This window comes from Streptomyces abyssalis, from assembly GCF_001751365.1.
Lineage (GTDB): Bacteria > Actinomycetota > Actinomycetes > Streptomycetales > Streptomycetaceae > Streptomyces > Streptomyces abyssalis.
In genome coordinates this window covers 767,233-792,191 of the sequence record NZ_LJGT01000040.1, presented here as the reverse complement: position 1 = coordinate 792,191, position 24,959 = coordinate 767,233, and the positions used below count along the sequence as shown (strand labels likewise).

At 71.4% G+C, this 24,959-nt stretch carries 24 protein-coding genes and 1 other RNA gene; 19 read left to right on the top strand and 6 right to left on the bottom strand.

Going from position 1 to position 24,959, the window contains the following annotated elements; genetic code table 11:
* Positions 1 to 54 precede the first annotated feature (54 nt).
* Positions 55 to 1,365, top strand: coding sequence for an MFS transporter (locus AN215_RS18355; protein ID WP_070011799.1), 1,311 nt, complete (start codon positions 55 to 57; stop codon positions 1,363 to 1,365).
* On the opposite strand, the gene AN215_RS18350 is transcribed toward AN215_RS18355, so the two are convergent.
* Entirely contained in the window at positions 1,362 to 1,610 is a 249-nt protein-coding gene (locus AN215_RS18350; RefSeq protein ID WP_070011798.1) for a hypothetical protein, read from the bottom strand. The two genes, AN215_RS18355 and AN215_RS18350, sit on opposite strands and share 4 nt — an antisense overlap.
* 52 nt (positions 1,611 to 1,662) lie before the next feature.
* Between AN215_RS18350 and map the strand changes: the two genes are divergently transcribed.
* A complete protein-coding gene (gene map, locus AN215_RS18345) occupies positions 1,663 to 2,520 on the top strand; it encodes a type I methionyl aminopeptidase (RefSeq protein WP_070011797.1) in 858 nt (285 codons plus the stop codon).
* A 56-nt stretch (positions 2,521 to 2,576) separates the two neighbouring features.
* On the top strand, positions 2,577 to 3,248 hold the full coding sequence (locus AN215_RS18340) for a biliverdin-producing heme oxygenase (protein WP_070011796.1): 672 nt from the start codon (positions 2,577 to 2,579) through the stop codon (positions 3,246 to 3,248).
* Positions 3,249 to 3,297: 49 nt separating this feature from the next.
* Here the strand turns inward: AN215_RS18340 and AN215_RS18335 are convergent, their stop codons facing one another.
* Positions 3,298 to 3,738 (bottom strand): SH3 domain-containing protein, encoded by a 441-nt coding sequence (locus tag AN215_RS18335; protein ID WP_070011795.1) that lies wholly within the window; start codon positions 3,736 to 3,738, stop codon positions 3,298 to 3,300.
* A gap of 420 nt (positions 3,739 to 4,158) precedes the next feature.
* Between AN215_RS18335 and AN215_RS18330 the strand changes: the two genes are divergently transcribed.
* Positions 4,159 to 5,145, top strand: a complete 987-nt coding sequence (locus tag AN215_RS18330; RefSeq protein ID WP_070011794.1) for an SCO2278 family lipoprotein — start codon at positions 4,159 to 4,161, stop codon at positions 5,143 to 5,145.
* A gap of 78 nt (positions 5,146 to 5,223) precedes the next feature.
* Here AN215_RS18330 and AN215_RS18325 read toward each other — a convergent pair whose 3' ends face one another.
* Positions 5,224 to 5,994 (bottom strand): bifunctional DNA primase/polymerase, encoded by a 771-nt coding sequence (locus AN215_RS18325; RefSeq protein WP_070011793.1) that lies wholly within the window; start codon positions 5,992 to 5,994, stop codon positions 5,224 to 5,226.
* Between the two features lie 237 nt (positions 5,995 to 6,231).
* On the opposite strand from AN215_RS18325, the gene AN215_RS18320 reads away from it, so the two are divergent.
* Together AN215_RS18320 and ddaH are read left to right on the top strand one after the other, a co-directional pair.
* The gene (locus AN215_RS18320; protein WP_070011792.1) at positions 6,232 to 7,173 is read left to right on the top strand and encodes a glycerophosphodiester phosphodiesterase; all 942 of its coding nucleotides are present in this window, start codon (positions 6,232 to 6,234) and stop codon (positions 7,171 to 7,173) included.
* Between the two features lie 93 nt (positions 7,174 to 7,266).
* On the top strand, positions 7,267 to 8,085 hold the full coding sequence (ddaH, locus tag AN215_RS18315; RefSeq protein WP_420856187.1) for a dimethylargininase: 819 nt from the start codon (positions 7,267 to 7,269) through the stop codon (positions 8,083 to 8,085).
* 306 nt (positions 8,086 to 8,391) lie between these two features.
* Here ddaH and AN215_RS18310 read toward each other — a convergent pair whose 3' ends face one another.
* From AN215_RS18310 to AN215_RS18300, 3 genes are all read right to left on the bottom strand, one after another.
* Complete coding sequence (locus tag AN215_RS18310; protein ID WP_070031218.1) at positions 8,392 to 9,471, bottom strand: small ribosomal subunit Rsm22 family protein; 1,080 nt, start codon at positions 9,469 to 9,471, stop codon at positions 8,392 to 8,394.
* Positions 9,472 to 9,553: 82 nt separating this feature from the next.
* Complete coding sequence (locus tag AN215_RS18305; protein ID WP_070011790.1) at positions 9,554 to 11,008, bottom strand: multidrug effflux MFS transporter; 1,455 nt, start codon at positions 11,006 to 11,008, stop codon at positions 9,554 to 9,556.
* A 123-nt stretch (positions 11,009 to 11,131) separates the two neighbouring features.
* Complete coding sequence (locus tag AN215_RS18300; protein WP_070011789.1) at positions 11,132 to 12,760, bottom strand: alkaline phosphatase D family protein; 1,629 nt, start codon at positions 12,758 to 12,760, stop codon at positions 11,132 to 11,134.
* 131 nt (positions 12,761 to 12,891) lie between these two features.
* On the opposite strand from AN215_RS18300, the gene AN215_RS18295 reads away from it, so the two are divergent.
* The 13 genes from AN215_RS18295 (at position 12,892) to AN215_RS29295 (ending at position 24,837) form a co-directional block, all read left to right on the top strand.
* Complete coding sequence (locus AN215_RS18295; RefSeq protein ID WP_070011788.1) at positions 12,892 to 13,665, top strand: SDR family oxidoreductase; 774 nt, start codon at positions 12,892 to 12,894, stop codon at positions 13,663 to 13,665.
* 128 nt (positions 13,666 to 13,793) lie between these two features.
* On the top strand, positions 13,794 to 15,050 hold the full coding sequence (locus AN215_RS18290) for a lactate 2-monooxygenase (RefSeq protein WP_079123169.1): 1,257 nt from the start codon (positions 13,794 to 13,796) through the stop codon (positions 15,048 to 15,050).
* 29 nt (positions 15,051 to 15,079) lie between these two features.
* Positions 15,080 to 15,494, top strand: an RNA gene (gene rnpB, locus AN215_RS18285) — RNase P RNA component class A.
* A gap of 272 nt (positions 15,495 to 15,766) precedes the next feature.
* A complete protein-coding gene (locus AN215_RS18280; protein WP_070011787.1) occupies positions 15,767 to 17,233 on the top strand; it encodes an extracellular solute-binding protein in 1,467 nt (488 codons plus the stop codon).
* A 2-nt stretch (positions 17,234 to 17,235) separates the two neighbouring features.
* Complete coding sequence (locus AN215_RS18275) at positions 17,236 to 18,201, top strand: carbohydrate ABC transporter permease (protein WP_079123168.1); 966 nt, start codon at positions 17,236 to 17,238, stop codon at positions 18,199 to 18,201.
* A complete protein-coding gene (locus tag AN215_RS18270; RefSeq protein WP_079123167.1) occupies positions 18,198 to 19,109 on the top strand; it encodes a carbohydrate ABC transporter permease in 912 nt (303 codons plus the stop codon). Before AN215_RS18275 ends, AN215_RS18270 begins: the two co-directional genes overlap by 4 nt.
* On the top strand, positions 19,106 to 20,161 hold the full coding sequence (locus tag AN215_RS18265; protein WP_070011786.1) for an NAD(P)-dependent alcohol dehydrogenase: 1,056 nt from the start codon (positions 19,106 to 19,108) through the stop codon (positions 20,159 to 20,161). The genes AN215_RS18270 and AN215_RS18265 overlap by 4 nt, the downstream gene beginning before the upstream one ends.
* 53 nt (positions 20,162 to 20,214) lie before the next feature.
* Positions 20,215 to 21,021 carry a DeoR/GlpR family DNA-binding transcription regulator gene (locus AN215_RS18260; RefSeq protein ID WP_070011785.1) on the top strand — a complete coding sequence of 269 codons (807 nt, stop codon included), beginning with the start codon at positions 20,215 to 20,217 and terminating at the stop codon, positions 21,019 to 21,021.
* A gap of 411 nt (positions 21,022 to 21,432) precedes the next feature.
* Positions 21,433 to 21,633, top strand: coding sequence for a hypothetical protein (locus AN215_RS18255; RefSeq protein WP_070011784.1), 201 nt, complete (start codon positions 21,433 to 21,435; stop codon positions 21,631 to 21,633).
* 62 nt (positions 21,634 to 21,695) lie between these two features.
* A complete protein-coding gene (locus AN215_RS18250) occupies positions 21,696 to 21,902 on the top strand; it encodes a hypothetical protein (protein ID WP_139140756.1) in 207 nt (68 codons plus the stop codon).
* A 259-nt stretch (positions 21,903 to 22,161) separates the two neighbouring features.
* Positions 22,162 to 23,919 (top strand): alpha/beta fold hydrolase, encoded by a 1,758-nt coding sequence (locus AN215_RS18245; protein WP_216094098.1) that lies wholly within the window; start codon positions 22,162 to 22,164, stop codon positions 23,917 to 23,919.
* Positions 23,916 to 24,533: a hypothetical protein gene (locus tag AN215_RS18240; protein ID WP_070011781.1), complete on the top strand. Its 618-nt coding sequence runs from the start codon at positions 23,916 to 23,918 to the stop codon at positions 24,531 to 24,533. Before AN215_RS18245 ends, AN215_RS18240 begins: the two co-directional genes overlap by 4 nt.
* 97 nt (positions 24,534 to 24,630) lie before the next feature.
* Entirely contained in the window at positions 24,631 to 24,837 is a 207-nt protein-coding gene (locus AN215_RS29295) for a hypothetical protein (protein ID WP_107374392.1), read from the top strand.
* Positions 24,838 to 24,959 lie beyond the last annotated feature (122 nt).

The window sequence follows — 24,959 nt, the reverse complement described above, 5'->3', positions numbered from 1 at the left end:
AACGCGGGAAACCCGATTGCGGCACCGCCGCGCAACGCCGGAACATGGCCGCCCGTGTCCACCGTCCCGCGGTCCCTGCTGCCCGACCTCTCACCCTGGCGCTCCTCCCGCGACTACCGCCTGATGTGGTGCGCAGGCGCCGTCACCGTCTTCGGCAGCTTCCTCACCTTCGTCGCCCTGCCGCTGCAGATGAAGGAGCTGACGGATTCGACGGTCGCGGTCGGCGCGCTCGGCGCCGTCGAGCTGGTGCCGCTGATCGTCTTCGGCCTGTACGGCGGTGCGCTCGCCGACGCCGTCGACCGCCGGAAGCTCATCGTGGGAAGCGAGGCCGCACTGGGCCTGGTCGCCCTGTGCCTGCTGGCCAACTCACTCGTTCCGCATCCGGCGGTCTGGCCCCTCTACGCGGCGGCCGCGCTCACCAGCGCCCTGACCGGTATCCAGCGCCCCGCCCTGGACGCGCTTCTCCCCCGCGTAGTCGCACACGAACAGCTCGCCGCGGCCGCCGCGCTGAACTCCCTGCGATGGCAGCTCGGCGCGGTCCTCGGCCCGTCGCTCGCCGGTCTGCTGCTGGCGGGAGCGGGTGTACGGACGGCGTACGCGCTCGACGTCGTCACCTTCGCGGTCTCGGTTCTGCTCGGGTACCGGCTGCGCCCGGCCCCACCCGGACACGAGGCGGCACGTCCCTCCCTGCGCGGCATCGCCGAGGGCGCCCGCTACGCCTGGAGCCGCAAGGAGCTGCTGGGCACCTACGCCGTCGACATCGCTGCGACCCTCTTCGCCTTCCCCATCGCCGTCTTCCCCTTCCTCGCCGAGGACCTGGGCGCAGAGTGGTCGCTGGGTCTGATGTACGCGGCGCTGCCCTTCGGTTCGATGCTCGTCAGCGCCACGAGCGGCTGGACGGGACGGGTCCACTGCCACGGCCGGGCGGTGGCCGGTGCCGCGATGTGCTGGGGCGCGGCCATGGCGGTGGCCGGATGGATGACGAACGTGTGGCTCGTGCTGCTGTTCCTGACGGTCGCCGGCGGCTGCGACATGGTCAGCGGCATCTTCCGCTCGACGATGTGGAATCAGACCATCCCCGACGGGCTGCGCGGCCGCCTCGCCGGTATCGAGCTGCTCTCGTACTCGGCGGGCCCGCAGCTGGGCCAGGTCCGCTCGGGCGGGGTGGCCGCGCTGACCTCCGTACGGACCTCGGTGTGGTCCGGCGGCCTGGCGTGCGTCGCGGCTGTGGGGCTGCTGACACTGGCCCTGCCGAAGCTGATGTCGTACGACTCCCGTACCGACCCGCACGCCCGCCACGTGCGGGAACAGCGAGCCGCCGGACCGGTGCCGCCGGAACCGGACGCTCCCGCGCCGGGGGTCTAGCCGCCTGAGGCGCCGCCGCCCTGGCCGCCGTCACGCCGGGGGGCGTCCCCCCAGCGCGGGTCGTTGTCCCACGCCTCGTTCTTCCTGTGGACGGTCTCGATCGCGCGGGAGGCCTCGGCATGGGTGGCATAGGGGCCCAGCCGGTTCTTCGCCGGGCACTCCGGACCCTCCTCGACCTTGGAGTGCTTGATGCAGTAGTACCACTCGCCCGGCTTGCCGGGCGCGTTGCGCTTGAAGAGAGCCATACCGTCATGCTCCCCCCTCAGCCCGGCCCGTACCACAGTTAGACTCGCGCACATGTCTGGCCAGTCATTGCTCGCCCCTGGTGAACTCTCCCCGCACCGCGCCGTACCCGCCTCGATCCCGCGCCCCGAGTACGTCGGCAAGGACGCCCCCACCCCGTACACCGGACCGGAGGCGCAGGACGGGGAGACCATCGAGAAGATGCGCACGGCCGGCCGCATCGCCGCACGCGCCATGGAGGAGGCGGCCCGGCACATCGCCCCGGGTGTCACCACGGACAAGCTCGACGAAGTCGCCCACGCCTACATGTGCGACCACGGCGCCTACCCGTCCACGCTCGGCTACCGGAAGTTCCCCAAGTCGCTGTGCACCTCGGTCAACGAGGTCATCTGCCACGGCATCCCCGACTCCACCGTCCTGCGCGACGGCGACATCGTGAACCTCGACGTGACCGCCTACATCGGCGGCGTGCACGGCGACAACAACGCCACCTACCTCTGCGGGGACGCCGACGAGGAGTCCAGGCTGCTGGTCGAGCGCACCCGCGAAGCTCTCAGCCGCGCCATCAAGGCCGTACGCCCGGGCCGGCAGATCAACATCATCGGCCGCGTCATCGAGTCCTACGCCAAGCGCTTCGGGTACGGGGTGGTCCGCGACTTCACCGGCCACGGCATCAACACCTCGTTCCACTCGGGCCTGATCATCCCGCACTACGACGACGAGCGTGCGACCACTGTGATGAGGCCGGGGATGACCTTCACGATCGAGCCGATGCTGACGCTCGGCACGCACGAGTGGGACATGTGGGAGGACGGCTGGACGGTCGTCACCAAGGACCGCCGCCGCACGGCACAGTTCGAGCACACCCTCGCGGTCACGGACTCCGGCGCGGACATCCTCACGCTGCCGTGAGCATCTGACCACGCTCCGGAGGTTTTCCCGACAGGCTGTCGGTAAAGAATGCCGTCATGACCTCACGGCTGCCTGCGCACCTCCCCTTCTCCGCCCAGATCCGTGACGCCACGAAGGCGCAGCACTCCCAGGCGGAGAGTTCGGCGTTCATGGGCGACATGCTCAGCGGCAGGCTCGGGAGGGAGGCGTTCAGGCGCTACACCGAGCAGCTGTGGTTCGTCTACCGCGCCCTGGAGGAAGCCGCGGTCAAGCTGGACGACGACCCGGTGGCGGGTCCGTTCGTACGGCGCGAGCTCTTCCGCCTGCCCTCCATCGAACGCGACCTCGACCATCTGCACGGCACATCCGCCTGGCGCGGCACCGTCGCACCGCTCGCCGCGACGGAGAGCTACACGGATCGCATCGCGGAGGTGGCGCGGGACTGGCCGGGCGGCTATGTGGCGCACCACTACACGCGCTACCTGGGCGACCTCTCCGGCGGTCAGGTCGTACGGGGAGCCGCGGAGAAGAACTGGGGCTTCGCACACAAAGGCGACGGGGTCCGGTTCTATGTCTTCGAGGACATCCCGAACCCCGCCGCCTTCAAGAGGGGGTACCGCGAACTGCTCGACGCGGTACCGGCCGACGACGAGGAGAAGTGGCGCATCGTCGGCGAGTGCGGGCGCGCGTTCACGCTGAACACGGCCGTCTTCGAGGAGCTCGGAGCCCCTGCTCCGGCCGGCCGCTGAGGCGCCGCGCTGACACGCGGCGCGTGAGTTCAGCAGCGCGCCCGCACTGTCAGCCCATCGCCTTCTGGGCCTTCTCGCTGTTGTTCAGGGGCGAGGGGCGCACGTCCTTGCACAGCTTCACGTGGCCGATGTTCTTCACGTAGCGGGCGCTGATCCAGTAGTTGCTGTCCCGCAGCTTGTACCAGTAGGGGTTGCCGTGGATGAGCTGGGCACGGATCTTGCAGTCCAGGCCGCGCTTGGCGCCGTAGGGAAGCACGTACTTCACCGAGGAGTCCGTGCTCGGGTACTGACGGACGTTCAGGCCCGAGCGGGCGGTGACGATGCCGTACGGCTTCTTCGGCCAGGCGGCGGTGGTGTCGGAAGCGGTGGGGGCCTTCTGGGAGACGGCCGGGGCCGCCTGAGCGGTGCTCGCTCCCAGGAGTGAACCGCCCAGGAGGACGGCGGAGGCCGTGGCGGCGATCCGTACACGACGAGCAGTAGTGGCAGCCATTCAGCTGCCTCCTTTCCGTAAGCCGTGAGCGGGCGGGGCTCGCAGGACGCGTCCGGGGAGGACGTGCATGCGACGGAATGCCACACCCGGGATCACGGGGATACTAGAACGTTCCGCCCGATTTTATGCAGGTCCATGACGGTCTATCCGTTTTCACACGCGCGATCCGCCGTTGTGTTCACCAGTGCGGACACAGGGGGCGCGCGCCCTCGCGCCCCCTGGCTCGGCAGGCGACCTCTGCTGCGTTCACCGCAGTTGACCGATTGCGGTACGGAACCTCCCTGGGGGCTCCACCAAGCCCCCTGAGATCCGGGGCGGCGGCCGCGCATGATTGCATACGGGCGCCGAGCTCTCGGAGACGAACGCCATGGGCGGGGCGATAAGGTGCTATACCGCAAGCGGGGCGGGGAGGACACGACGATGAATGCGCGACAAGCGCGGCGTACACGGCTGCTCGCGTCGGCGACGGCCACGGTGGTGCTGTCGGTGACGCTGACGGGATGTGTGACGGTGCACGGCGAGACCGCGGTGATCCCCGCGGTCTCCAAGCCCGACGCGAAGAAGATCCTCAAGGAGTTCAACTCCACCAGCAACAAGGCGAACACCTCCCACGACCCCGGGCTGAACTCCACCATCGAGACCGGTGCGCTGGGGGCGATAGACGGGGCGGGGCTCAAGTCCCGCAAGAAGCTGGCGCCGAAAGGCAACCCGGGCTACGAGCCGCTGAGGCTGTCGGACGCCCGGTTCCTGATTCCCAAGCAGGCCGGCTGGCCCAAGTTCTTCGTGGCCGACACTCGCAGCAACCGCACGCAGAACGGGCGCTGGCTCCTGGTCTTCCAGCGTGACGACGCCAAGTCCGACTGGCGGGCCTCGTATCTCGCGGTGCTCCAGGAATCCGAGATGCCGCAGTTCGCCATCGGCAAGCGCGGCTACGCGAAGGCCGTGCAGGGCGGGCCCCGCTCCCGACTGGCCGTGGCGCCGGACGAGTTGAGCGACGCGTACGTGAGCTATCTCCGCGAGGGCGGCGACGACTTCGCCCCGGGTGAGCACACCAGCAAGCGGCGCGACCAGCGCAAGGGGTCGGCCAACAGGCCGGGCAAGCGCACCGAGTTCGCGGACGTGCCGGCCAAGGCGCCGCAGTACGCGCCGTTCGGGCTGCGCACCGAGGACGGCGGCGCGCTCGTCTTCTTCGCCTCGCAGCACCACACCAAGGAGACCTACGCGAAGGGCTACAAGCCCCCGGTGAAGGACCCGCTCGTGAAGGCGCTGATGACGGGTGATCCCCAGCAGTCGGTGACGTATGTGCGGGTCTCCGAACAGGCCGTCACGGTGCCCGCGAAGAAGGACGGCGGAGAGATCGAGTTCCTCAACCGGATCGACGGGCTGACGTCGGTCAAGGGCGAGTGAGCGGCCGGGGGGCAGCCGGCGGCCCGACGGGCCGTCACCTCACCGTCGTCTCCCCGTCGCCCCGGGCGGCCTCTCCGGTCAGCGCGCCGGCCAGGCCGCCGTGTCCTCGCCCGCGTAGGCCGCGCACGCGTCGGTGAGGGCCTCCAGCAGCGTCAGCGGTTCGGGCAGCGCGTCCGTCGCGGCGGCGGCCGTCGGGCCGTCGGGCTCCGGCGGGCGCACCCAGCGCACCTCGGCGCGCTGCCCCGTACCGGGCAGCGTCGCGGGCGGCACGAGGACGTAGCTGCCGCGGCAGTGCCAGCGCAGGCCCGGGTGCTCGTCCATCGTCTCCGGGTGGCAGTCCAGTTCGCACGGCCACCACTCGTCCTCGTCGTCGGGTGTGCCGCGGGTGGCGGTGAAGAAGAGCATCCGGTCGCCGCCGGAGAGCGCCACCGGGCCGACCGGCACGTCCTGCGACTCCAGCCGCTCCAGGGCCGCCCAGCCGGCCTCGGCGGGCACGTCGAGGACGTCGTGGTCCCGCCCCGTGGCGGCCACGAAGTTCGCCTGCGGCTGGCTCTCGGCCCAGCGCGTGATCTGGGCCGGGTCGGTGGTGGCCTGCGTCTGCCATCCGAACGAGACCGGGTGGCGTCCCGGGGTGGGACAGCCGATCCGTACGCAGGAGCAGCCGTATCCCGAGGGGTGCGCGGCGGGCGCGAGAGGGAAACCCGCCGCGGCGGCGGTCAGCAGCAGTTCCGTACGGGCGCGGGCGGCGTCGGCCTGTGCGACGGCGCTCCTGGAGCGTCCCGTCCTCGCCCTGGGGCCGCTCCGCGCGAAGGGACGCAGCCACCGGTCGAACCTGCTCTCGCGTTCCATCTATCGCCTCACTCCGCAACTCACGCGACGACAACCGTGGATCTCCGAGGGTACGCAGCACCGAGCACGCTCCGGGCCGAATCCCGGGATCACGGCTGACCCGTCGTCATCCGGGGCGGAATCCGGCCACCGGGCGGTCCGTACCGGTCAGGGGCGGCTCAGTGCCAGGACACCCGTCTGCCGCACGGCGGGCTCTCCGGGCGGCACGTTCGCCGGAGCGCGCTTAGCTTGAGCTTCATGGTCATGATCACGGTCAGGGCCGTACGGGCCGTCCACGCATGCCTCCTTCCGCTGCTCGTCCTCGCACCCGTGGTGCTCGTACCGGGCTGTGCCCCCGCGCCCGCGCGCATGCGGGCTCCCGACGGACCCCGCGCCTCCGGACTCCCCGGCACGGTCTACGCCGCGCACCGCGGCGGCGCCCTGGAGGCGCCGGAGAACAGCATGGCGGGGCTGCTGTCCGCGTACCGGCGCCGGTCGGCCGCCGTACTCGACGTGGACGTACGGACACTGCGCGACGGAACGCTCGTCGCGATGCACGACCGCACCCTGAACCGCACCACGGATCACACGGGCCCGGTGTCCGGACTGACGCTGCGCCAGTGGCGGCGCGTACGGCTGCGGCCCGCCGGCGGACTGCCGGGCGCCTGGCCCCCAGAGCACCCGCCGACGGCAGAAGCGGTGCTCGCCCGCTTCGGGGGACGCATCGTGCTGAACGTCGAGGTCAAGGACGGCGGACTGAAGCGGCTGGCGGGAATGATCCGCGAACGGGGTCTGACCGGCTCGGTGTACGTGCAGTCCAACAAGCTGCCGCAGGCGGCGAAGGCACACCGGATGGGGCTGCTGACCTCGGTGTGGCGGTCGGTGAGGCAGGCCCGTACGGACCGTCCGGAGCGCTGGCGGGGCACGGTCGACATGCTCAGCGTCGACCACCGCGCACGCGACGCGGACATCCGCAGGGCGGTGCGGTCGGGCATTCCGCGCGTGTGGTCGCACACGGTCAACAGGCCGGCCGCCCGCGACCGGGTGCTGCGGCTGGGGTGCGACGGGGTGCTGACGGACGCGCCGCGGCTGATGGCCCGTACGCCTCCGCGGGCGGCGAAACCGGCCGGTGAGGGGGACGACCGGCGGCGCGCAGAGGGGGACAAGGCGGGCGGGCCGGACGGGGGCGGTGACCGGTGAGCGAACATTCCGATCACATCGCGGCGAAGAGCCCCCCGCGCAGCGCACCATGGGCGCAGCACAGTGCGCGTCGACCCCGTGAAGGAGCCTTCGTTGTACGGACCCGGCTACACCCCCCGCCGTTTCCTGATGTGCCCACCGGCACACTTCCGCGTGACGTACTCCATCAACCCCTGGATGGATCCCGGCAAGCCCGTGGACATCCCGCTGGCGCTCGCCCAGTGGGAGGAGCTGCGGGACCGCTACCGCTCACTCGGCCACACCGTCGAGGAGCTCGAACCGGTCCCGGGGCTGCCCGACATGGTGTACGCGGCCAACGGCGCGACCGTCGTCGACGGCCGCGTGCTGGGCGCACGCTTCGCCCACCGCGAGCGCGCGGGAGAGGCAGCGGCGCATCTGTCCTGGTACCGGTCCAACGGCTTCACGGACGTGCACGAGCCGGAGCACATCAACGAGGGCGAGGGCGACTTCGCCGTGACCGACACCTGGCTGCTGGCCGGGCGGGGCTTCCGCAGCAGTCCGCTCTCGCACGGCGAGGTGCAGGAGTTCTTCGGGCGTCCCGTGATCGGTCTCGACCTGGTCGACCCGCGCTACTACCACCTGGACACGGCGCTGTGCGTGCTGGGCGGTGACGAAGTCATGTACTACCCGCCCGCGTTCTCCAAGGGCAGCCGTGCCGTGCTGGAGCGGCTCTTCCCGGACGCGGTCGTCGCTTCCGGGCCGGACGCCGAGGCCCTCGGTCTGAACGCCGTCAGCGACGGCCGTCACGTGATGCTGCCGCAGGCGGCCGTGGGCCTGCTCGAACCGCTGCGGCAGCGGGGCTACGAACCCGTGCCCGTGGACCTGACGGAGCTGCTGAAAGGCGGCGGCAGCGTGAAGTGCGTGACGGCCGAACTGCGTCCGGCCGCCTGACGCAGTCGGGCGGCGGCAGGCGTGCGGTCTCCACGGGCCTGCCGGCCCGGGAGCCGCCCGCGGCGGTTCCTTCCGGAACCGGATCCCCCCGCCGCCTTGCCCGGGAGAAGGGAGCCCCGCCGGCCGCCCTCACCGCGACCGGCGGCGGCTCCCGCCGGGCCGACCGACGCCCGCGGACAGGGACAAGGGCGGGCGTCCCGATGCATGGCTGCGCGCTCGGCGAGAAGGCCGGGCCCGCCGTCAGCAGGAGAGTGCCCACCGCCCCGGGGTCAGCCCTCCGCCACGGGGCAGTCCACCGCCCCGGGGTCAGCTCTCCGCGCCGCCGCCGGTGCCGCCGTCCGGCGCCGGCGGCCAGGCGTCGCCCCACTTCGCGTCGCGGGCCCGCCGGTAGTCGGTGCCGTGCCGCTTGGTGACCGTCGCCGGGCGCAGTCCGGAGTCGGCGGTGCACAGCTCCAGCAGCACCTGCCCCTTGCGCTTCTGCGGGCGCCGCACGATGCGGCCGTCGGCCGGGTCGCCGGTGACGCCCGGGCGGGCGGCCGCGACGTAGCTGAACTTCTCGTCCTCGTACGGGAGTGAACCGCCCTTGACCTGCCGGTGCAGTGAGGAGCGGTTGACCCGCGCGGCGAAGTGGCACCAGTCCTCGCCGGGAACCATCGGGCACGGCGCGCTGTGCGGGCAGGGCGCGAGGACGCGCAGCCCGGCAGCGGCCAACTGGTCGCGTGCGGCGATGATCCGGGCGTAGCCGCCGGGCGTCCCGGGCTCGGTGACCACCACCGCCTGTCCGGCGCGGGCCGCCGCGTCGACCACTGCGAGCCGGTCACGTTCGGGCAGTTCGCCGAGTACGTACGAGACGGTGACGAGGTCGGCGGTGGGCAGCCCTGCGTCACCGGGCCCGCCCTCGCTCCGCTCGCCTCCGGCGTCCTGCCCGGTCAGCGAACGGTGCCGCCACTCGGCCGTGCGCACCGCGTCCGCGGCGGAGGCGCCCGCGAGTTCACGTCCCAGGGCGAGGGCCGGGCCGGACCGGTCGAGCACGGTGGTGCGGCGGGCTCCGCCCTCCGGGCCTGCGGTCGCCGTACCGTCCCAGACCTCCGCGGCGGCCCACACGGCGGCGCCCGTACCGCCGCCGACGTCCAGGTGGCTGCCGGGCCGCCAGTCGGCCGCCCGCACGGCGAAGGCCTCCAGCGCCGAGGCGACCGCGGCGAAGGTGGCGGGCATCCGGTACGCGGCATAGGCCACGACGTCCGCACGGTCGCGGAGCACGGGGGCGGCGGCCTCGCCGGCTCCCCGGTAGCCGGTCATCAACCGCTCCACGGCGCCGGCCGCCGCACGCGGTGCCAGCCCGTCGACGAGCGCGGCGAGAGCGCGGCGCAGTTCTTCCTCGATCACCACGGCAGTCTAGAAAGACCCCGATGTGCGGCGCGGACCGGCCAGGGCGCAGCCCTGCGAAGCGGACGGCACGCGGCGTGCGTCAGCTGCGGGCCTTCCGCCGCGGACGGCACAGCCACACGAAGGAGACCGCTGCGAGGGACAGTGCGCTCACCTGCACCAGAGCCATGGGCACGGCGGTGCGCTCGCCCGCGACACCGACGAGCGGGGAGGCGATCGCCCCGATCAGGAACTGGGCGGTCCCCAGCAGCGCGGAGGCCGAACCGGCGGCGTGCGGGGCGCGCATCAGGCCCTGGGAGTTGGCGTTCGGCATCACGAAGCCCATGCCGGTCATCAGTACGCACAGGGCGGCGGCGACGGGAACCAGCCCGGCGTGGCCGAAGACGCCGCTCGTCATCAGCAGCAGCGCGACCGAGGCAGCACCGGTCATGCAGAGCCCGAAGGCGAGTACGCGGTCCAGCGGGACCCGGCCGACGAGCAGCTTCCCGTTGACCTGACCGGCGGCGACCAGACCGATGGAGTTGATCATGAAGAGGAGGCTGAAGGTCTGCGGGCTCGCGCCGTAGATCTCCTGGACCACGAAGGGAGAGGCGGAGACGTACGCGAAGAGCGCCGCGAAGGTGAGGCTGCCCGCCAGCAGATAGCCGGTGAAGGCGCGGTCGGCGAAGAGGCCGCGCATCGTGCGCAGCGCGTCCGGGACGCCGCCGCTGTGCCGCATGCTCGGCGCCAGGGTCTCCGGCAGCCAGCGGGCCACGACGACGGTGAGAACCAGGCCCATGCCGGTGAGGATCAGGAAGACGCCCCGCCAGTCGGTGAAGCGGAGTATCTGTCCGCCGAGCACGGGGGCGAGGATGGGCGCGAGGCCGCCTATGAGCATCAGGGTGGAGAAGAAGCGGGCCATGGCGAGCCCGTCGTAGAGATCGCGGACGACCGCGCGGGCTATGACGATGCCGGCGGCACCGGTGAGGCCCTGCACCAGACGGAAGACGATCAGCGTCTCGATGCTCGGAGCGAGCGCACAGGCCGCCCCGGCGACGACGTATCCGGCCATGCCTATGAGCAGCGGACGGCGGCGTCCGAACTGGTCGCTCATCGGCCCGACCACGAGCTGGCCCACGGCGAGCCCCAGCAGGCAGCCGGTGAGCGTGAGCTGGGCGGTCGCGGCGGGGGTGTGCAGCGTGCCGCTGACGGCGGGCAGCGCCGGGAGGTACATGTCCATCGACAGCGCGGGCAGGGCGGTGAGGCTGCCGAGGATGAGGGTGACGAGCAGGCCCGCGCGCTGGAGCCGGCCGAGCTGCGGCGCGGCGGTGTCTGCCGGGCCGGAGGCGGGCCCCGGTCCGGGGACGGCGGCGGGGCCGGCTCCATGTCCGGACCCGGAAGCGGCGGACCCGGAGGCGGCGGCCGGCCTCGTCACGGAGTCGTGCTCCGTGACGGAGCGGTGTCCTGAGCCGGGGCCCTGGTGGGAGTCGGGGGTGGCGACGGGATCGCCGACGGGCGCCGTGGCGGCGGCCGTTCGGGCAGGGCCGGGGTCGGACATGCACCTCTCCAGGAGATTGTTGCTGACAGGCACATTCTCCCAGACATTTCCGTCCCCGGCCCAACCGGTTTTCTCCTGCGGCCGCCCGCGCACGGGCTTTTGCGCAGCTGATTCATGCGGCTCTCAGAGCGGTTCCAGGCCCGGATCACCGGCCTTGGAGACGTACGACGCGGCCGTCGAGACCGGGGCCCCCGGCCGGGTGACCACATCCACCGTCCGGTAGTCCGCGCGGAGTTGGCGCTGGTCGAGGGTGAGGAGAAGGTATCCGCGGCGCCCGTCGTAGAACTTCATGTGGGGGTTGGCGTCGATCAGGGTCTGCCAGTCTCCCGGCTTCGCGACTCCGTCGCCACCGCTGGCGACGGAGGTGGTGACCAGTTCCACACCGGCGGTCCGTGAGCCGGTGTCGTCGAAGTCCTCCTTGATGTCCATGGCGTAGTGCACATGGACGTCCCCGGTGAGCACGGCGAGGTTCTTCACACCGGCGGTGCGCGCCGCTTCGAGGAAACGCCGCCGGGCTGCCGGATACCCGTCCCAGGCGTCCATGGACAGCGGGTACGGGCCCGTCGTCCTGTTCCGCCGGCGCGAGAGCACGGTCTGCTGCGGCACCAGGTTCCACACCGCGCGCGAGCTCTTCCAGCCGTCCGTGAGCCAGCGCTCCTGTGCGGCGCCGAGCATCGTCCGCTCCGGCCGGTCCGTCTCCTCGGTGGGGATCTGCCAGCCGTCGCCTGCCGCCTGGTTGTCACGGTGCTGGCGCCCGTCGAGGACGTCCAGCTGTGCGAGCCGGCCGAAGTGCAGCCTGCGGTAGAGCTGCAGGTCGGAGCCCGAGGGCTGCTGGGGCGGACGCAGCGGCAGGTTCTCGTAGTACGCGCGGTAGGCGGCGGCACGGCGGGCGAGGAAGGCTTCGGGCGGTGAGCCGTCCGGGGTCTCGTCCGCGTAGTTGTTCTCCACCTCGTGGTCGTCCCAGGTGACGATCCAGGGGTGGGCGGCGTGCGCCGCCTGGAGGTCGGGGTCGCTGTGGTAGAGGGCGTACCTGAGCCGGTAGTCCTCCAGCGTCGCGGTCTCCTTGTTGAAGGAGTCGGGGAGCTGGAGCGAGGGGTCGGCGCGGTCCCCTCCGTGTGCGTCGACCGCGTACTCGTAGAGGTAGTCGCCCAGATGGAGCACCGCGTCGAGGTCCTTCTCCGCGGCGAGGTGCTTCAGCGCGGTGAAGTACCCGTCGTGATACGCCTGGCAGGAGACGGCGGCGAGACGCACCGAACCGGTCGCGTCGCTTTCGGCGGGAGCCGTACGGGTGCGGCCTGTGGGACTCATCCAGCGGCCCGCACGGAACCGGTAGTAGTAGGCCGTCCGCGGGCTGAGGCCCTCGGGCACGACGTGCACCGCGTGGTGGAACTCCGGGTGCGCGGTGACGCTCCCGCTGCGGACCTTGCGCGTGAAGCGCTCGTCGCTCGCCAGCTCCCAGCTGACCGTGACGGGCCGTCGAGTGAGGCCGGCGTCCGGCTCGTACGGCTCGGGAGCGAGCCGGGTCCACAGCACCACGGAGTCGGGCAGCGGGTCGCCGGAGGCCACACCGAGCGTGAAGGGGTCCTTGTCGATACGGGCAGGGTCGAGCTTCGCCGCGGCGTGAGCGGGCCGGGGGAGGTTCGTACCGAGGGCGAGCGTCACGGTCGCGGCCGTCCCGGTCAGCAGTCTGCGACGGCACAATCGCCGTGCAGCCGCACGGTATTCGCTGTCTGCGCTCGAAGGCTGCGTCATACACGTGATTGCACAGGCCGCGGGAGTCCTCCAGCGGACGGACACGCGACCGCCGGGTGTCCACTCGATGGCAGTCCGTCAGCTGCCGTCGCCATGAGCTCTTTCGGCGGCACGCGGCGTACTCTGCGCGGATGACGACACAGGGCGAGGGAGCGCGGACGGCCGTCGTGACCGGCGCCGGATCCGGCATCGGACGGGCCGTCGCGGTGGAACTGGCGGCGGCGGGATGGCGGTTGACGCTGGCGGGGCGGCGGGCGGCGCAGCTGGAGGAGACGGCGCGTCTGATCGCGGCGACGCCTCGGGCGGCGGAGGTGGCCGTCGTTCCCACGGACGTCACCGATCCGGATGCCGTCGGCGCCCTGTTCGCATCCGTGCGTGAGAGCCGGGGCAGCCTCGGCCTGCTGTTCAACAACGCCGGGACGTTCGGTCCGGCCGTGCCGCTGGAGGACCTGCCGGCGGCGGAGTGGCGCGGCGTCGTCGACGTCAATCTGACGGGCGCCTTCCTGTGCGCTCAGGCCGCGTTCCGGCTGATGAAGGATCAGCGGCCGCAGGGCGGCAGGATCATCAACAACGGCTCGGTCTCCGCCCAGGTGCCGCGGCCGGGCTCGGTCGCATACACGGCGACCAAGCACGCGGTGACGGGCCTGACCAAGTCCCTTTCCCTGGACGGCCGTCCGTACGGCATCGCCTGCGGCCAGATCGACATCGGCAACGCCGCCACCGAGATGACGGCGCGGATGCAGACGGGCGTGCCGCAGGCGGACGGCACGACGAAGGCGGAGCCCGTGATGGACGCGGCGGACGTCGCCCGCACGGTGCTGCACATGGCCGAGCTGCCGCTGGAGGCGAACGTGCAGTTCGCGACGGTGATGGCGACGGCCATGCCGTACATCGGACGGGGCTGACGCGCCGGCCGGGAGGTCTGGCCGGGAAGCAAGGCCGGGGAGTACGGCCGGGCTGCCGACGGAGGGTAGCCGTGGGCGCCCTGCGCAGCGCAGACTCATGGGCCCAGGAGAAAGAAGGGTGCGAGGCGATGAGTGAGGCGTCCGGGGTGTCCGGGACCGATGCGGCCGAGACCGGCGAGGGCGGTGAGGCGAACGGGGCGAACGCCGAGGCGCCGCCAGCCCCGGGCTTCGCCAATTACCAGAACGACATCTATCTGAACGGCCTCGACGGCAGCCTGCCGCCCTTCACCACCGACCTCACCCTCCTCGGGTCGTCCGCACGCGAACACCTCGACCCCGGGGCCTTCGGCTATCTCGCCGGGGCGGCGGGCTCGGGCGCCACGCACCGCGCCAACCGCGAGGCCTTCGAGCGGCACCGCCTCGTCCCGCGCATGCTGCGCGGCCCGGCGGCGCGCGACCTGAGCACGACAGTGCTGGGCACCCGTATGCCCGCGCCGGTGCTGCTCGCCCCCGTCGGCGTCCAGTCGATCATCCACCCCGACGGCGAACTCGCGACGGCCCGCGCCGCCGCCTCCGTCGGAGTCCCGATGGTGCTCTCCACCGCCTCCTCGCACACCATCGAGCAGGTCGCGGAGGCCCACGGGCCGGACAACCCGCGCTGGTTCCAGCTGTACTGGCCCAACGACGACGACGTGTGCGTCAGCATCCTGGACCGCGCCCGCAAGGCCGGGTTCACCACTCTCGTCGTCACCCTCGACACCTGGACCCTCGCCTGGCGCCCGCAGGACCTGGACCAGTCCTATCTGCCCTTCATCCGCGGCATAGGCACCGCGATCCCCTTCTCCGACCCGGCTTTCCGCGCCGGGCTCGACAAGTCGCCGGAGGACGATCTGATCCCGGCGGTGCTGCGCTGGGTGCCGATGTTCACCGGCACCGACCACTCCTGGGACCAACTGCCCTTCCTGCGGCAGCACTGGGACGGCCCGATCGTGCTGAAGGGCGTCCTCCACCCGGACGACGCCCGCAGGGCCGCCGACGCCGGCATGGACGGCGTCGTCGTCTCCAACCACGGCGGACGCCAGGTCGACGGCGCGATCGCGTCCCTCGACGCGCTCCCCCAGGTCGTCGAGGCCGTCGGCGACCGCGTCGAGGTCCTCTTCGACTCGGGCGTCCGCACCGGCTCCGACGTCCTCAAGGCCCTCGCCCTCGGTGCACGTGCCGTGCTCGTCGGACGCCCGTACGCCTACGGGCTGGCGCACGGCGGCGAGGACGGAGTGCGGCACGTGCTGCGCAGCCTGCTGGCCGATCTGGACCTCACGCTGGGGCTCTCGGGGCACCGCACGCCGGCCGATCTGTCGCCGGGCTCGCTGCAGAGCGGGGTGTGATCCGCGGCTATCATGGGCGGTACGGCGGACGAGCCGGCCGGGCGGCCGCGTCGGAGCTTCGGTTCCGTCGAGGAACGTCCGGGCTCCACAGGGCAGGATGGTGGGTAACGCCCACCCGGGGTGACCCGCGGGAAAGTGCCACAGAAAACAGACCGCCGGGCCGTACGGCCGCACAGCGGCACGGGCCCGGTAAGGGTGAAACGGCGGTGTAAGAGACCACCAGCGCCCAGGGCGACCTGGGCGGCTCGGCAAACCCCATCCGGAGCAAGGTCAAGAGGAGCCGTCGGAAGACGGCTCTGCGCGGACGTGCGAGGGCTGCCCGCCCGAGTCCGCGGGTGGACCGCACGAGGCCGGCGGCAACGCCGGTCCCAGATGGATGGCCGCCTCCCCCGGCGCCGCGAGGCTACGGGGAGACAGAACCCGGCGTACAGGCCGACTCGTCCGCCGCTCCTCGCGGGTCTCAGTCCGGGTGCCGGCCCGGTCCCCAGTCCGGTGCCGGCCCGACGGCCGCCCGCTCGTACACGATGCGTCCGGCGCTGACTTCGTGCCGGAGGCCCCCCTCACCCGCAGACGCGGGGTGGTCGCTGCGTCAGGGACGTGGACCGGGGCGCAGGGCCGTCGCAGCTTTTCACGCAAAATCTGTTAACAACGCTGGCATCTTCTGCTAACAATGCTGCCCGTTACTTGAGTGCCCGACTCCCGAAGGGCGTGCTGCCATGTCCTCCCGCCTGTCCGCCGGACCGCCGAAGCCGGCGATGAGCCGCCGTGCCCTGCTGCGAGGGGCCGCCGCGGCCGGGTCGGCGGGTGTGCTCGCCGGTTGCGCGGGCCGTCCGGACGCGCACCTGGACGCGGATGCCGCGCCCTGGAAGCGGTACGCCGGCACCACGTTGAACTTCATCTCCGAGAACACCGCGCCGACCGCGGCCATCGCGGCGGACCTCAGGCCGTTCACCGAACTGACCGGCATACGCGTCAACATCGTGACGCTGGAGCTGTCGGCGCTCGCGCAGAAGGTCGCCCTCGACTTCGCCTCCGGCAACGGCGAGTACGACGTGGTGTACGCGGATCCCTACCTTGTTCTGGCCCCGTACGCGGCGGCCTTCGCCGACCTGCGCGAGTTCCAGGAAGACCCCGCCCTGCCCCGGCTGCCGGGCGGATTCGGGGACTTCATCCCCGCCCACCTGGACACGGCGGGGCGGTTCGGTGACTCCGGCAAGGTGCTGGCCCTGCCCTACGACTGCCCGACCATGGTGTGGCAGTACCGGGCCGACCTGTTCGAGGAGTACGGCGAGCGGATGGCCGACGACCTCGGCTTCGACCCGACGCCGTCCGACAACTCGACCTGGGAGCAGTACCACGCCATCGCGAAGTGGTTCAACTCCCATGCGCATCAGGTGCGTTACGGCACCGGACACCAGGCCAAGCAGCACGACGCGCTGATGTGCGACTTCTCCAACGTGCTGTGGTCCTACGACGGTTCGTACTTCGCCGACGGCACGCGCGTGGGGCGCTTCGGCACGACCGACCCAGGCAAGTGCCTCCTGCGTTCGGACGCCGCCGTCGCGGGGGCGGAGTTCTACGACCGGCTGCTGCGCGTCGCCGACCCCGCTTCGCGCACCTGGGACTGGGACGGGCTGGGGGCCGCCTTCCGGTCCGGCCGGATCGCGATGTGCCCCAACTGGCACGAGTACGCGGCCGCGAACGAGACGGCCCTGCCGGGCAAGGTCGGCTACGCGCGGCTGCCGAAGGGGCCGGCCCGCTCGGCAGGGATGTACGGCGGCACCGGGATCGCCGTCTCGAACGTCGTCTCCGCCCGCCGGCGGCGAGCCGCCTGGCTGTTCGCGAACTGGGCGACAGCACCGAAGACCCAGGTCTCCAACCTGGCCAGCAAGGTGGGCGGCGGCACTCCGACCCGTGCCTCCGTGTACGCGGTGCCGCGCGTCGTCGAGGCTGAGCAGCGGCCCTCGAAGATGCCCAACATGCTCACCGCCGAGGCCGTCAAGGCTGCCTGGAAGGACGCGAATCTCGGTCTGCGGCCGAAGATCCCCATGTGGGGCGAGTGCGACACGGCGATCTACACCGAGCTGTCCCGCATGTTCGCCGGTGAGGTCTCCCCCGGCGGGGCCATGAGGGCCGCTGCCGACCGTATCGACCGCATCACCGCCCGAGGGTGGGTGAACTGACCATGGACTCCTCACCGACCGGCAACGTCCGCGAAACCGGCTCCCCCGCCACGCCGCCGGCGCGGCCCACCCCGCCGGCGCGGCCGGCGCGCCGCGCCGCTCTCCCGCTGGCCGGCTTCAACGGCCGCATGATGGCGCCGGGACTGCTGCTGCTGGCCGCGGTCTCGCTGCTGCCGCTGGCCGCGGTGATCGCCATGAGCTTCGCCCGCGTCCATCTGCTCGGCGGCCTGCGCCTGGAGGGCGTCGGAGCCGAGAACTGGGCGCGCCTGTTCACCGATCCCGACATGGCCTGGGCGTGGGTGCGCACCGCCGTCTACTTCGTCCTCACCGTCGGCGGGGAGATGGCGCTGGGCACGGCGCTCGCCGTGTGCCTGTGGCGGCTTCGGCGCGGCCGCAACGCCGCGCTGAGCCTGCTGCTTCTCCCGATGTTCGTGGCACCGGTCATCGTCGGGCTGCTGGGCCGGTTCCTCACCGACTCCACCTTCGGGCTGTACACGTGGCTGCTGCGCCAACTCGGCTACAACGGCGACGTGATGGCCGACCAGACCTCGGCGTTCGCCGCCGTGACCCTGATGGACATCTGGGAGTGGACCCCGCTCGTCGCCCTGATCGCGCTCGCCGGCCTGACCACCGTGCCCTCCTCGGCGCTGGAGGCCGCGTCCCTCGACGGCGCGGGTCTGCCGCGCACGCTGCGCCACATCGTGCTGCCCTCCATCGCCCCCGTGCTCCTGGTGGCGCTGCTGATCCGTTCCATGGACGCGCTGCGCTACTTCGACATCATCTGGAACACCACCGGCGGCGGCCCCGCGAACGCCACCAAGACCGCCTCGGTCCAGTTGTACGAGACCGCCTTCCGCTTCTTCGACTTCGGCTACGCGGCTGTGACCGGCCTGCTGATGCTCGCCGTCACCACCGTCGTCGCCCGGTACTTCGTCCGCCTGCTCGAACGGAAGGAGCCGGCCCGATGACCGCTGTCACCCCTGCCCGCGCTGCCGTCCCTGGTCGCGCCGCCACTCCCGCCCGCACTGCCGCCGGAGGCCCGCCGCAACGCGGCAGCCGCGCCTCCCGCACCGTCGTGCGCGTCCTGGTGGCGGCCGCCCTGGTGTGGACGCTGGTCCCGCTCGGCTGGATGCTGCTGTCGTCCTTCAAGCCCACGGCAAGCGTCACCGCGTCCACGCCCGACCTGTGGTTCGCCCCGACCCTGCAGAACTACCGCGGCCTCTTCAGCGGCGCCAACAACCTCTGGCCCTACCTGCAGAACAGCGTCCTGGCCGCCGGCCTCTCCGCGCTGCTGGCCACCGCCCTCGGCGCCCTCGCGGGCTACGGCCTGGCCCGCACCAGGATGCGCGGCAAGCAGCACCTGTCCTTCTGGGTCGTCTCCACCCGTATGGCACCGATCGCCGCCGTCGTGCTGCCGATCTTCCTGATCTTCCGATTCCTCGGCCTGATCGACACCCTGCCCGGACTCGTCCTGGCCTACCTCAGCTTCAACCTCCCCTTCGCCATCTGGCTGCTGAGTGCCTTCTTCTCCGAACTGCCGCCGTCGCTGGAGGAATCCGCGCAGGTGGCGGGCTGCGGCCACTGGCAGGCGTTCCGGCACGTCGTCCTGCCGTTGACCCGCCCGGGGCTGGTCACCACTTTCGTGCTGTGCCTGGTCTTCTCCTGGAACGACTACGCCTTCGCGCTCGTACTGGGCGGGCCCCACACCCAGACCCTGCCCATCGCCGCCAGCCAGCTGGTCACCCAGACCGGCATCGACTGGGGGCAGCTGACCGCCATCGGAACCCTCGTCGTGGTCCCGATGATGCTCGTCGGACTCGCCGTACGCCGGTGGCTCGTCACCGGCCTGACCATGGGAGCTGTGACCGGAGAATGACCGCCACCGCGCTGCCCTCGCACGTCCCCCCGACCATGCGGGCCGCCGTGCTGCTCGCCCCGGAGAGCCTCCAGACGCAGGAGCGTCCCGTGCCGAGTCCCGGGCACGGGCAGGTCCTCGTCCGCGTCGAAGCGGTCGGCATCTGCGGCTCCGACGTCCACTACTACCGGCACGGCCGGATCGGCGACTTCGTGGTGCGCAGCCCCATGGTGCTGGGGCACGAACCCGCCGGGACAGTGGTCGCTCTCGGCCCCGGAACCGCCCGCCACCAGCCGGGGCAGCTCGTCTCCCTCGAACCGGGCGTGCCCTGCGGCCGCTGCGCCCAGTGCCGCCACGGCCGCTACAACCTGTGCCCCGACGTCTCCTTCTACGCCACGCCCCCGGTCGACGGCGCCCTGTGCGAATACGTCGCCGTGGACGAGGACTTCGCGCACCCGGTGCCGGACACCCTGACAGCTGAGACCGCGGCGCTGCTGGAGCCTCTGTCCGTGGGCGTGTGGGCGTGCCGCAAGGGCCGCGTCGGCCCCGGCTCGCGGGTCCTGGTGACCGGAGCCGGCCCCATCGGGCTGGTCGCCGCACAGACGGCCCGTGCCTTCGGCGCGACCGAGGCCGTCGTCACCGACATCTCACCCCACCGGCTCGGTCTGGCGCGGCAGTTCGGCGCAACCTCGACCGTGGACGTACGGTCCCAGCGCCTCGCGGACACCGGCTTCTCCCCCGATGTCCTGCTGGAGTGCTCCGGGGTTGCGGCCGTGGCCGACGAGGCGATCCGGACCGTGGGCCGGGCGGGCCGCGCTGTGCTGGTCGGCATGGGAGGGGACACCGTTCCGCTGCCGCTGGCCCATGTGCAAAACTTCGAGATCGAGGTCACCGGCACCTTCCGGTACGCCAACACCTGGCCGGACGCCATCGCGCTGGCGGCCTCCGGCGAAGTCGCACTCGGAGGGCTGATCACCCACCGGTTCGGCCTGGAGAAGGCCGAAGACGCTCTCACCGCCGCCGACCGGGACCACACGACCGTCAAACCGCTGGTGTGTCCGCAACCGGGCTGACCACCCCTCAGCCACTGGCCGCCCACGGCCCGCGAACTGGAAGGAGCCGCCAGGTGCCGGCCAGGCCACGGCTGTCCCAGGCCGCCGTCGAACAGCGTCGGCAGGACGTCCTGAGATACGTCGCCGGACACGAGGAGACCCGCATCGCCGACCTGGCGGACCGGTTCGACGTCAGCCTCATGACCATGCACCGGGATCTCGACGACCTGGCCGCCCGTCGCCTGCTGCGAAAGGTCCGAGGCCGGGCCGTGGCCTTCCCCGCGCTCACCATGGAGACCGCCACGCGCTTCCGGGAGGGCAGCAACCTCGCCGCCAAAGCGGCACTGTGCGCCGCGGTGGCCGGACGCATCACGCCCGGCAGCACCGTCCTCGTCGACGACTCCACCACCCTCTTCCCGCTGGCGGAGTCCCTTGCCGGGCTCGACCAGCTCACCGTGGTCACCAACTCGGTCGGCTTCGCGCAGCGCGCGGGCTCCGCAGCCGGTACGGACGTCACCCTGCTCGGCGGCCACTACCACAGCGAGTTCCACTCCTGCACCGGACCGGACGTCACCCGCGCGTTGTCCCGCATCCGCGCCGACATCGCCCTGATGTCCGCCGCCGCCGTCCTAGAAGGGCGGCTCTTCCACCCCCTGCGTGAGTACGCGGAGGTCAAGGAGGCCATGCTCGCCTCGGCCTCCACGGCCCTGCTCCTCGTGGACCACTCGAAGTTCGGAAAGACCGCCACCTACGCGTACGGCACCGCGGACGCCTACCAGGCGGTCATCACCGACACCTCCACCCCCGGCGCGGAGACCGCGGCGATCGCGGACATGGGCGTCGCCGTGGAGAGCGTCGATCCGGGAGAACCCGCCTCGTAACTCCCGCCTCCAAGGGGAGGGAACGCCGTCGGTGACAGCTCCCGGCGGCGGGAGCGGGTGCGCCTGAATGGGGCGCCGGCGGGTATTCACGGGCTGCCGGTTCACGCAGGGCGATTGTTTCCTCACAGCGTGCAGAGAATCCGCGCACAGAACTCAACAAAGCTGCATGCTGGAATTCGAGTCCTTCTGCCGCTTTCTGCGAAAAGACACAAAGGCCGACATGAAGCTGTCGCCCCGGTGCAGCTTCCTGCCAAGGATTTTCCTGGAACGGGCCAAGTTACCGTTGGTACCCTTTCCCGCTAATTGTAATTACGGCTCGACCGGCAGTAACTCCATCCTGCCCCGGAAAACATTGCGGTAAACCGGGCGGAGCGCGGCCGGGCTTTCTGCGAGAAAGGCGCGAACACGAAAATGCTTCTGGAAAAGGTGAACAACAGCGAGGAGTTGAGCACTCTCCCACTGATGCTCGACGAGGACAAGGGTGCGGCCCCCACGGAGCCGGTGCTCGCCACCCCTGCAGCCGTCGCGGCCGGCATCGCCGGCGTGACGCTCGTGGCCACCGCGGTCGCAGGCGGCATCGGCCTTGCCGTGACCGTCAACGGCAACAGCTGACCAGCCCCGATCCGTTCTGCGAAGCCGTCCCGGCTTCCGAGAAGACCCGAGGAGAAGAAGACGTGTCTGCATTGCTCGAGAAGGTCAACGCCAGTGCGGAGCTGGATGCGCTGGCCGTGCAGGTCGACGAAGGCGAGTGGGCCAGACCGACGGCTCCCGTGCTTGCCACCCCCGCGGTGATCGGTACCGCCGTGGGTGCCGCGGGTGCCGTCGTCGGTGCCCTCGTCGGTGGGTTCATCGTGGCCGACAACGTGCTGGGCGGTAGCTGACCTTCGCCCCGCGGCGAAGTTGATTCCTGCGGTCCGTCTCTGTGACGTACCGCACAAAAAGACCCCGGCCGGGGAAGGGAACGGAGAAGAAGTGAACATTTCCCCTCTAGCGAGGAGAGCATTCTCCTCCCCGGCCGTGGGTCGGAACCAGGCGCTGTCCGCGGCGGAGCAGATAAGTGCGGCAACACATCTCGTGAGCAGTCTGGAACTCCTCGTGACCGGAAGGGACCGGGAAGTAGGCGGACTGAACCACTGGGAAGTGGCACGGGAGAATTTCTCCGACTGGTCGCCGCTCGCCAGGAAGACCCTCGATTTCATCGCGCGGCCGAAGACCACGAAGGCCATTCAGGCCGCCCGTGCCGCCGCTGCGGCCTCCCTGCTCGTCCCGGGAACCCATCGCGCGCACCGCGCCGCCGCCAACGGCTTCCTCGCGCTGTCGCAGCTCGCCGTCTACCCGCGCCACCGCTACGGCACCGACGGCTCCGACCAGCTCTCCTTCCTCGTCCAGGCGACCTCGGCCATCGCCCGGCTCGGCGAGCGGCAGCCCAGACTCGTCGACGCCTGCCTTTGGTATGTGGCGCTCCAGTCGACGCTGTCCTACACCGTGTCCGGCTGGATCAAGGTCCTCAGCCCTCTCTGGCGCACCGGCGCCGCGCTCCCGGGCATCATGCGCACCGAGACCTACGGCGACCAGCAAGTCTTCCAACTCCTCCAGCGCTACCCCCAGTTCTCCAAGGCCGTGGCCCACTCGGTGCTCGCCATGGAGTGCGGCTTCCCCGCAGTCTTCGCCGCCAAGGGCCGCCTCGCCCCCGCGATAGTGACCGCCACCGGAACGTTCCACCTGGTCAACGCGCGGGTGATGGGGCTCGGCCGGTTCGTCTGGGCGTTCCTGGCGACCTATCCCGCGGTCCTGTACGCAACGCAGGACAGGACCGGGGCGGCAACCGGCAATGCGGCCGCGTCCGCGTCCCGGACCCTGGCCCGCAAGGACGTGCCGCGCCTCGCCGAGAGCGCCGCGGCGAACGAACGCAGCGACACGCTGCCGAAGATCGCCGCGGGCCTGCTCGGCGCCGCCTTCACCACCGGCCTCGCCGCCCAGGCCCGGCGCCACCGCAGGGTGCTGCGCGGCCGGGGCGACGAGCGCACCTGCCGCACCCGCACCGGAAACCTGCTGGCCTACCGCCTCACCCCTGCCGCCCGCGCGTCCGCTCCCGACGCCCCGGTGCTGGTCCTGGAATCCGGGCTGGTCTCCACCGCAGAACACTGGGCGCAGGTGGAGCGGCTGCTGGGCGGCGACCATGACGTGCTCACCTACAACCGCGCCGGATACGGCAGCAGCGAGCACCGGGACGAGCAGCCCTTCACCCTCGCCGCTTCGGTGTCGGACCTGGAGGACCTGGTCCGCGAGGCCTGCCCCGGCCGGCCCGTCGTCCTCGTCGGGCACTCGCTCGGCGGCTATCTGGCGCTGCGCGCCCTGGCACCCCTGCGCGACCTGGTGGCCGGCGTGGTCCTGCTCGACCCGAGCCACCCGGGCGAGCTCCAGCGTTCCAAGCTCCAGCGGGAGGGTTCCAAGGCGTTCGACTTCGCACTGTCGCTGATGCCGCAGTCCGCCAGGCTCGGCCTGTGCGGGATGCTGCCCCCGCCGCCGTGGCTGGAGTGGCTGCCGGAGGATGTGCGTCCGCTGGCTCTGGCCCAGTACCGGGACTGGAAGCTGTGGGACGCAGGAGCGCGTGAATGGCAGGCCGCCTACAGGGAGTTCCTCAACTTCGACGGGCAGCTTCCCAAGATCACCGTGCCGCTGCGGCTGATCGCCGCGTCCGTCACCCACGCCCGCGACAAGGACCACGCGGAGCTGCACCAGGAACTGGTGGACGCCGCACCCAGCGGGGACATGCATCTGATCGAGAACACCAACCACGACGACCTGCTGTTCGGCAGACAGGCGGCCGGCCAGGTCGCCGCACTGGTCCGGGAGTTCACCGGCCAGGTCACGGAGGCGGAGGAACGGACGAGATGAAGAACACCAGCGGCAGGAGCGCCGGAACGAGCGAAAAGGCCAGACGGGCGGTCGAGTTCACCCTCGCCGGTTGGCTCGTGGTCACGCTCGTCAACCAGCACCCGCACCGAGTCTTCGACCGGCTGCGCTCCTACGACAAGGTCGGACTGCTGATCCCCAACTGGCGGTTCTTCGCACCCAAACCCGCCCGCCACGACTTCCACCTCCTCTACCGCACCCTGTCCACCGCCGACCAGCAGTCACCCTGGAAAGCAGCCTCGACGATCGCCGCACGCAAGTGGTCGCAGGTGGTCTGGTTCCCGGGCCGCCGCCAGGAGAAGGCGGTCTTCGACATCTGCAGCGAACTGGCCTCCGCGGTCGGCAACCCCAACATCAAGATCACGGAGACCCCCGCCTACAGGCTGCTGCGCCGCTTCGTGCTCCGCCGCATCGAGGAGGCCGACGAGGACTGGCCCGAGGTGCGCGGATACCAGTTCCTGATCACCCAGTACAGCGGCCACGACCACTCCGAGGAACCGACATACGTCTTCATCTCGTCGTTCGTGCCGGTCGACGACGGCGGCGAGGACGGAAGACCACGCGCCGGGTCGGCCGGTCTGGAGACCGTCGCATGACGCCCGAAGTCAGTTAAAAGGGCAAATACAGCAGCAGTGGTGTAAAGCACTGTGCTGATCCACAGACAGGGCGAAATCGTGCACGTAGTGTTTTCCCATGGCCACGGGAGACGGGCAGTGCAGTTGCGACGCGGTCGCCGCCGCGAACGAGGCGCTGCGCAGTTTCGCCCGTGGACGGAGCGGGTGGGACCGCGCGGACCTTGCCGAGCTGGAGCGCCTCCGGCAGCGCTGGATAAGCGCGGCCAGCCGGCCCAGCACACCGGCGTGCGGGTGCGGTGTCCGTGAAGGACTCACACCCCCGTAGCCGCCGCATCCGCTGATGCTCGGCGCAGCGCGGGAGCCGGCCGGCCCCGGCACCTCGCGGCTCACCTGCGGCACCGGTCCCTGCTCCATCCCGGAACGGGGACCGGATGAGAGCCGCGGCCG

Bases quoted from the DNA above. Each gene is read 5' to 3' on its own strand.
- AN215_RS18350 (WP_070011798.1), bottom strand. From the start codon at position 1,610: ATGGCTCTCTTCAAGCGCAACGCGCCCGGCAAGCCGGGCGAGTGGTAC.
- map (WP_070011797.1), top strand. From the start codon at position 1,663: ATGTCTGGCCAGTCATTGCTCGCCCCTGGTGAACTCTCCCCGCACCGC.
- AN215_RS18340 (WP_070011796.1), top strand. From the start codon at position 2,577: ATGACCTCACGGCTGCCTGCGCACCTCCCCTTCTCCGCCCAGATCCGT.
- AN215_RS18335 (WP_070011795.1), bottom strand. From the start codon at position 3,738: ATGGCTGCCACTACTGCTCGTCGTGTACGGATCGCCGCCACGGCCTCC.
- AN215_RS18330 (WP_070011794.1), top strand. From the start codon at position 4,159: ATGAATGCGCGACAAGCGCGGCGTACACGGCTGCTCGCGTCGGCGACG.
- AN215_RS18325 (WP_070011793.1), bottom strand. From the start codon at position 5,994: ATGGAACGCGAGAGCAGGTTCGACCGGTGGCTGCGTCCCTTCGCGCGG.
- AN215_RS18320 (WP_070011792.1), top strand. From the start codon at position 6,232: ATGGTCATGATCACGGTCAGGGCCGTACGGGCCGTCCACGCATGCCTC.
- AN215_RS18305 (WP_070011790.1), bottom strand. From the start codon at position 11,008: ATGTCCGACCCCGGCCCTGCCCGAACGGCCGCCGCCACGGCGCCCGTC.
- AN215_RS18300 (WP_070011789.1), bottom strand. From the start codon at position 12,760: ATGACGCAGCCTTCGAGCGCAGACAGCGAATACCGTGCGGCTGCACGG.
- AN215_RS18295 (WP_070011788.1), top strand. From the start codon at position 12,892: ATGACGACACAGGGCGAGGGAGCGCGGACGGCCGTCGTGACCGGCGCC.
- AN215_RS18290 (WP_079123169.1), top strand. From the start codon at position 13,794: ATGAGTGAGGCGTCCGGGGTGTCCGGGACCGATGCGGCCGAGACCGGC.
- AN215_RS18280 (WP_070011787.1), top strand. From the start codon at position 15,767: ATGTCCTCCCGCCTGTCCGCCGGACCGCCGAAGCCGGCGATGAGCCGC.
- AN215_RS18275 (WP_079123168.1), top strand. From the start codon at position 17,236: ATGGACTCCTCACCGACCGGCAACGTCCGCGAAACCGGCTCCCCCGCC.
- AN215_RS18270 (WP_079123167.1), top strand. From the start codon at position 18,198: ATGACCGCTGTCACCCCTGCCCGCGCTGCCGTCCCTGGTCGCGCCGCC.
- AN215_RS18265 (WP_070011786.1), top strand. From the start codon at position 19,106: ATGACCGCCACCGCGCTGCCCTCGCACGTCCCCCCGACCATGCGGGCC.
- AN215_RS18255 (WP_070011784.1), top strand. From the start codon at position 21,433: ATGCTTCTGGAAAAGGTGAACAACAGCGAGGAGTTGAGCACTCTCCCA.
- AN215_RS18240 (WP_070011781.1), top strand. From the start codon at position 23,916: ATGAAGAACACCAGCGGCAGGAGCGCCGGAACGAGCGAAAAGGCCAGA.
- AN215_RS29295 (WP_107374392.1), top strand. From the start codon at position 24,631: ATGGCCACGGGAGACGGGCAGTGCAGTTGCGACGCGGTCGCCGCCGCG.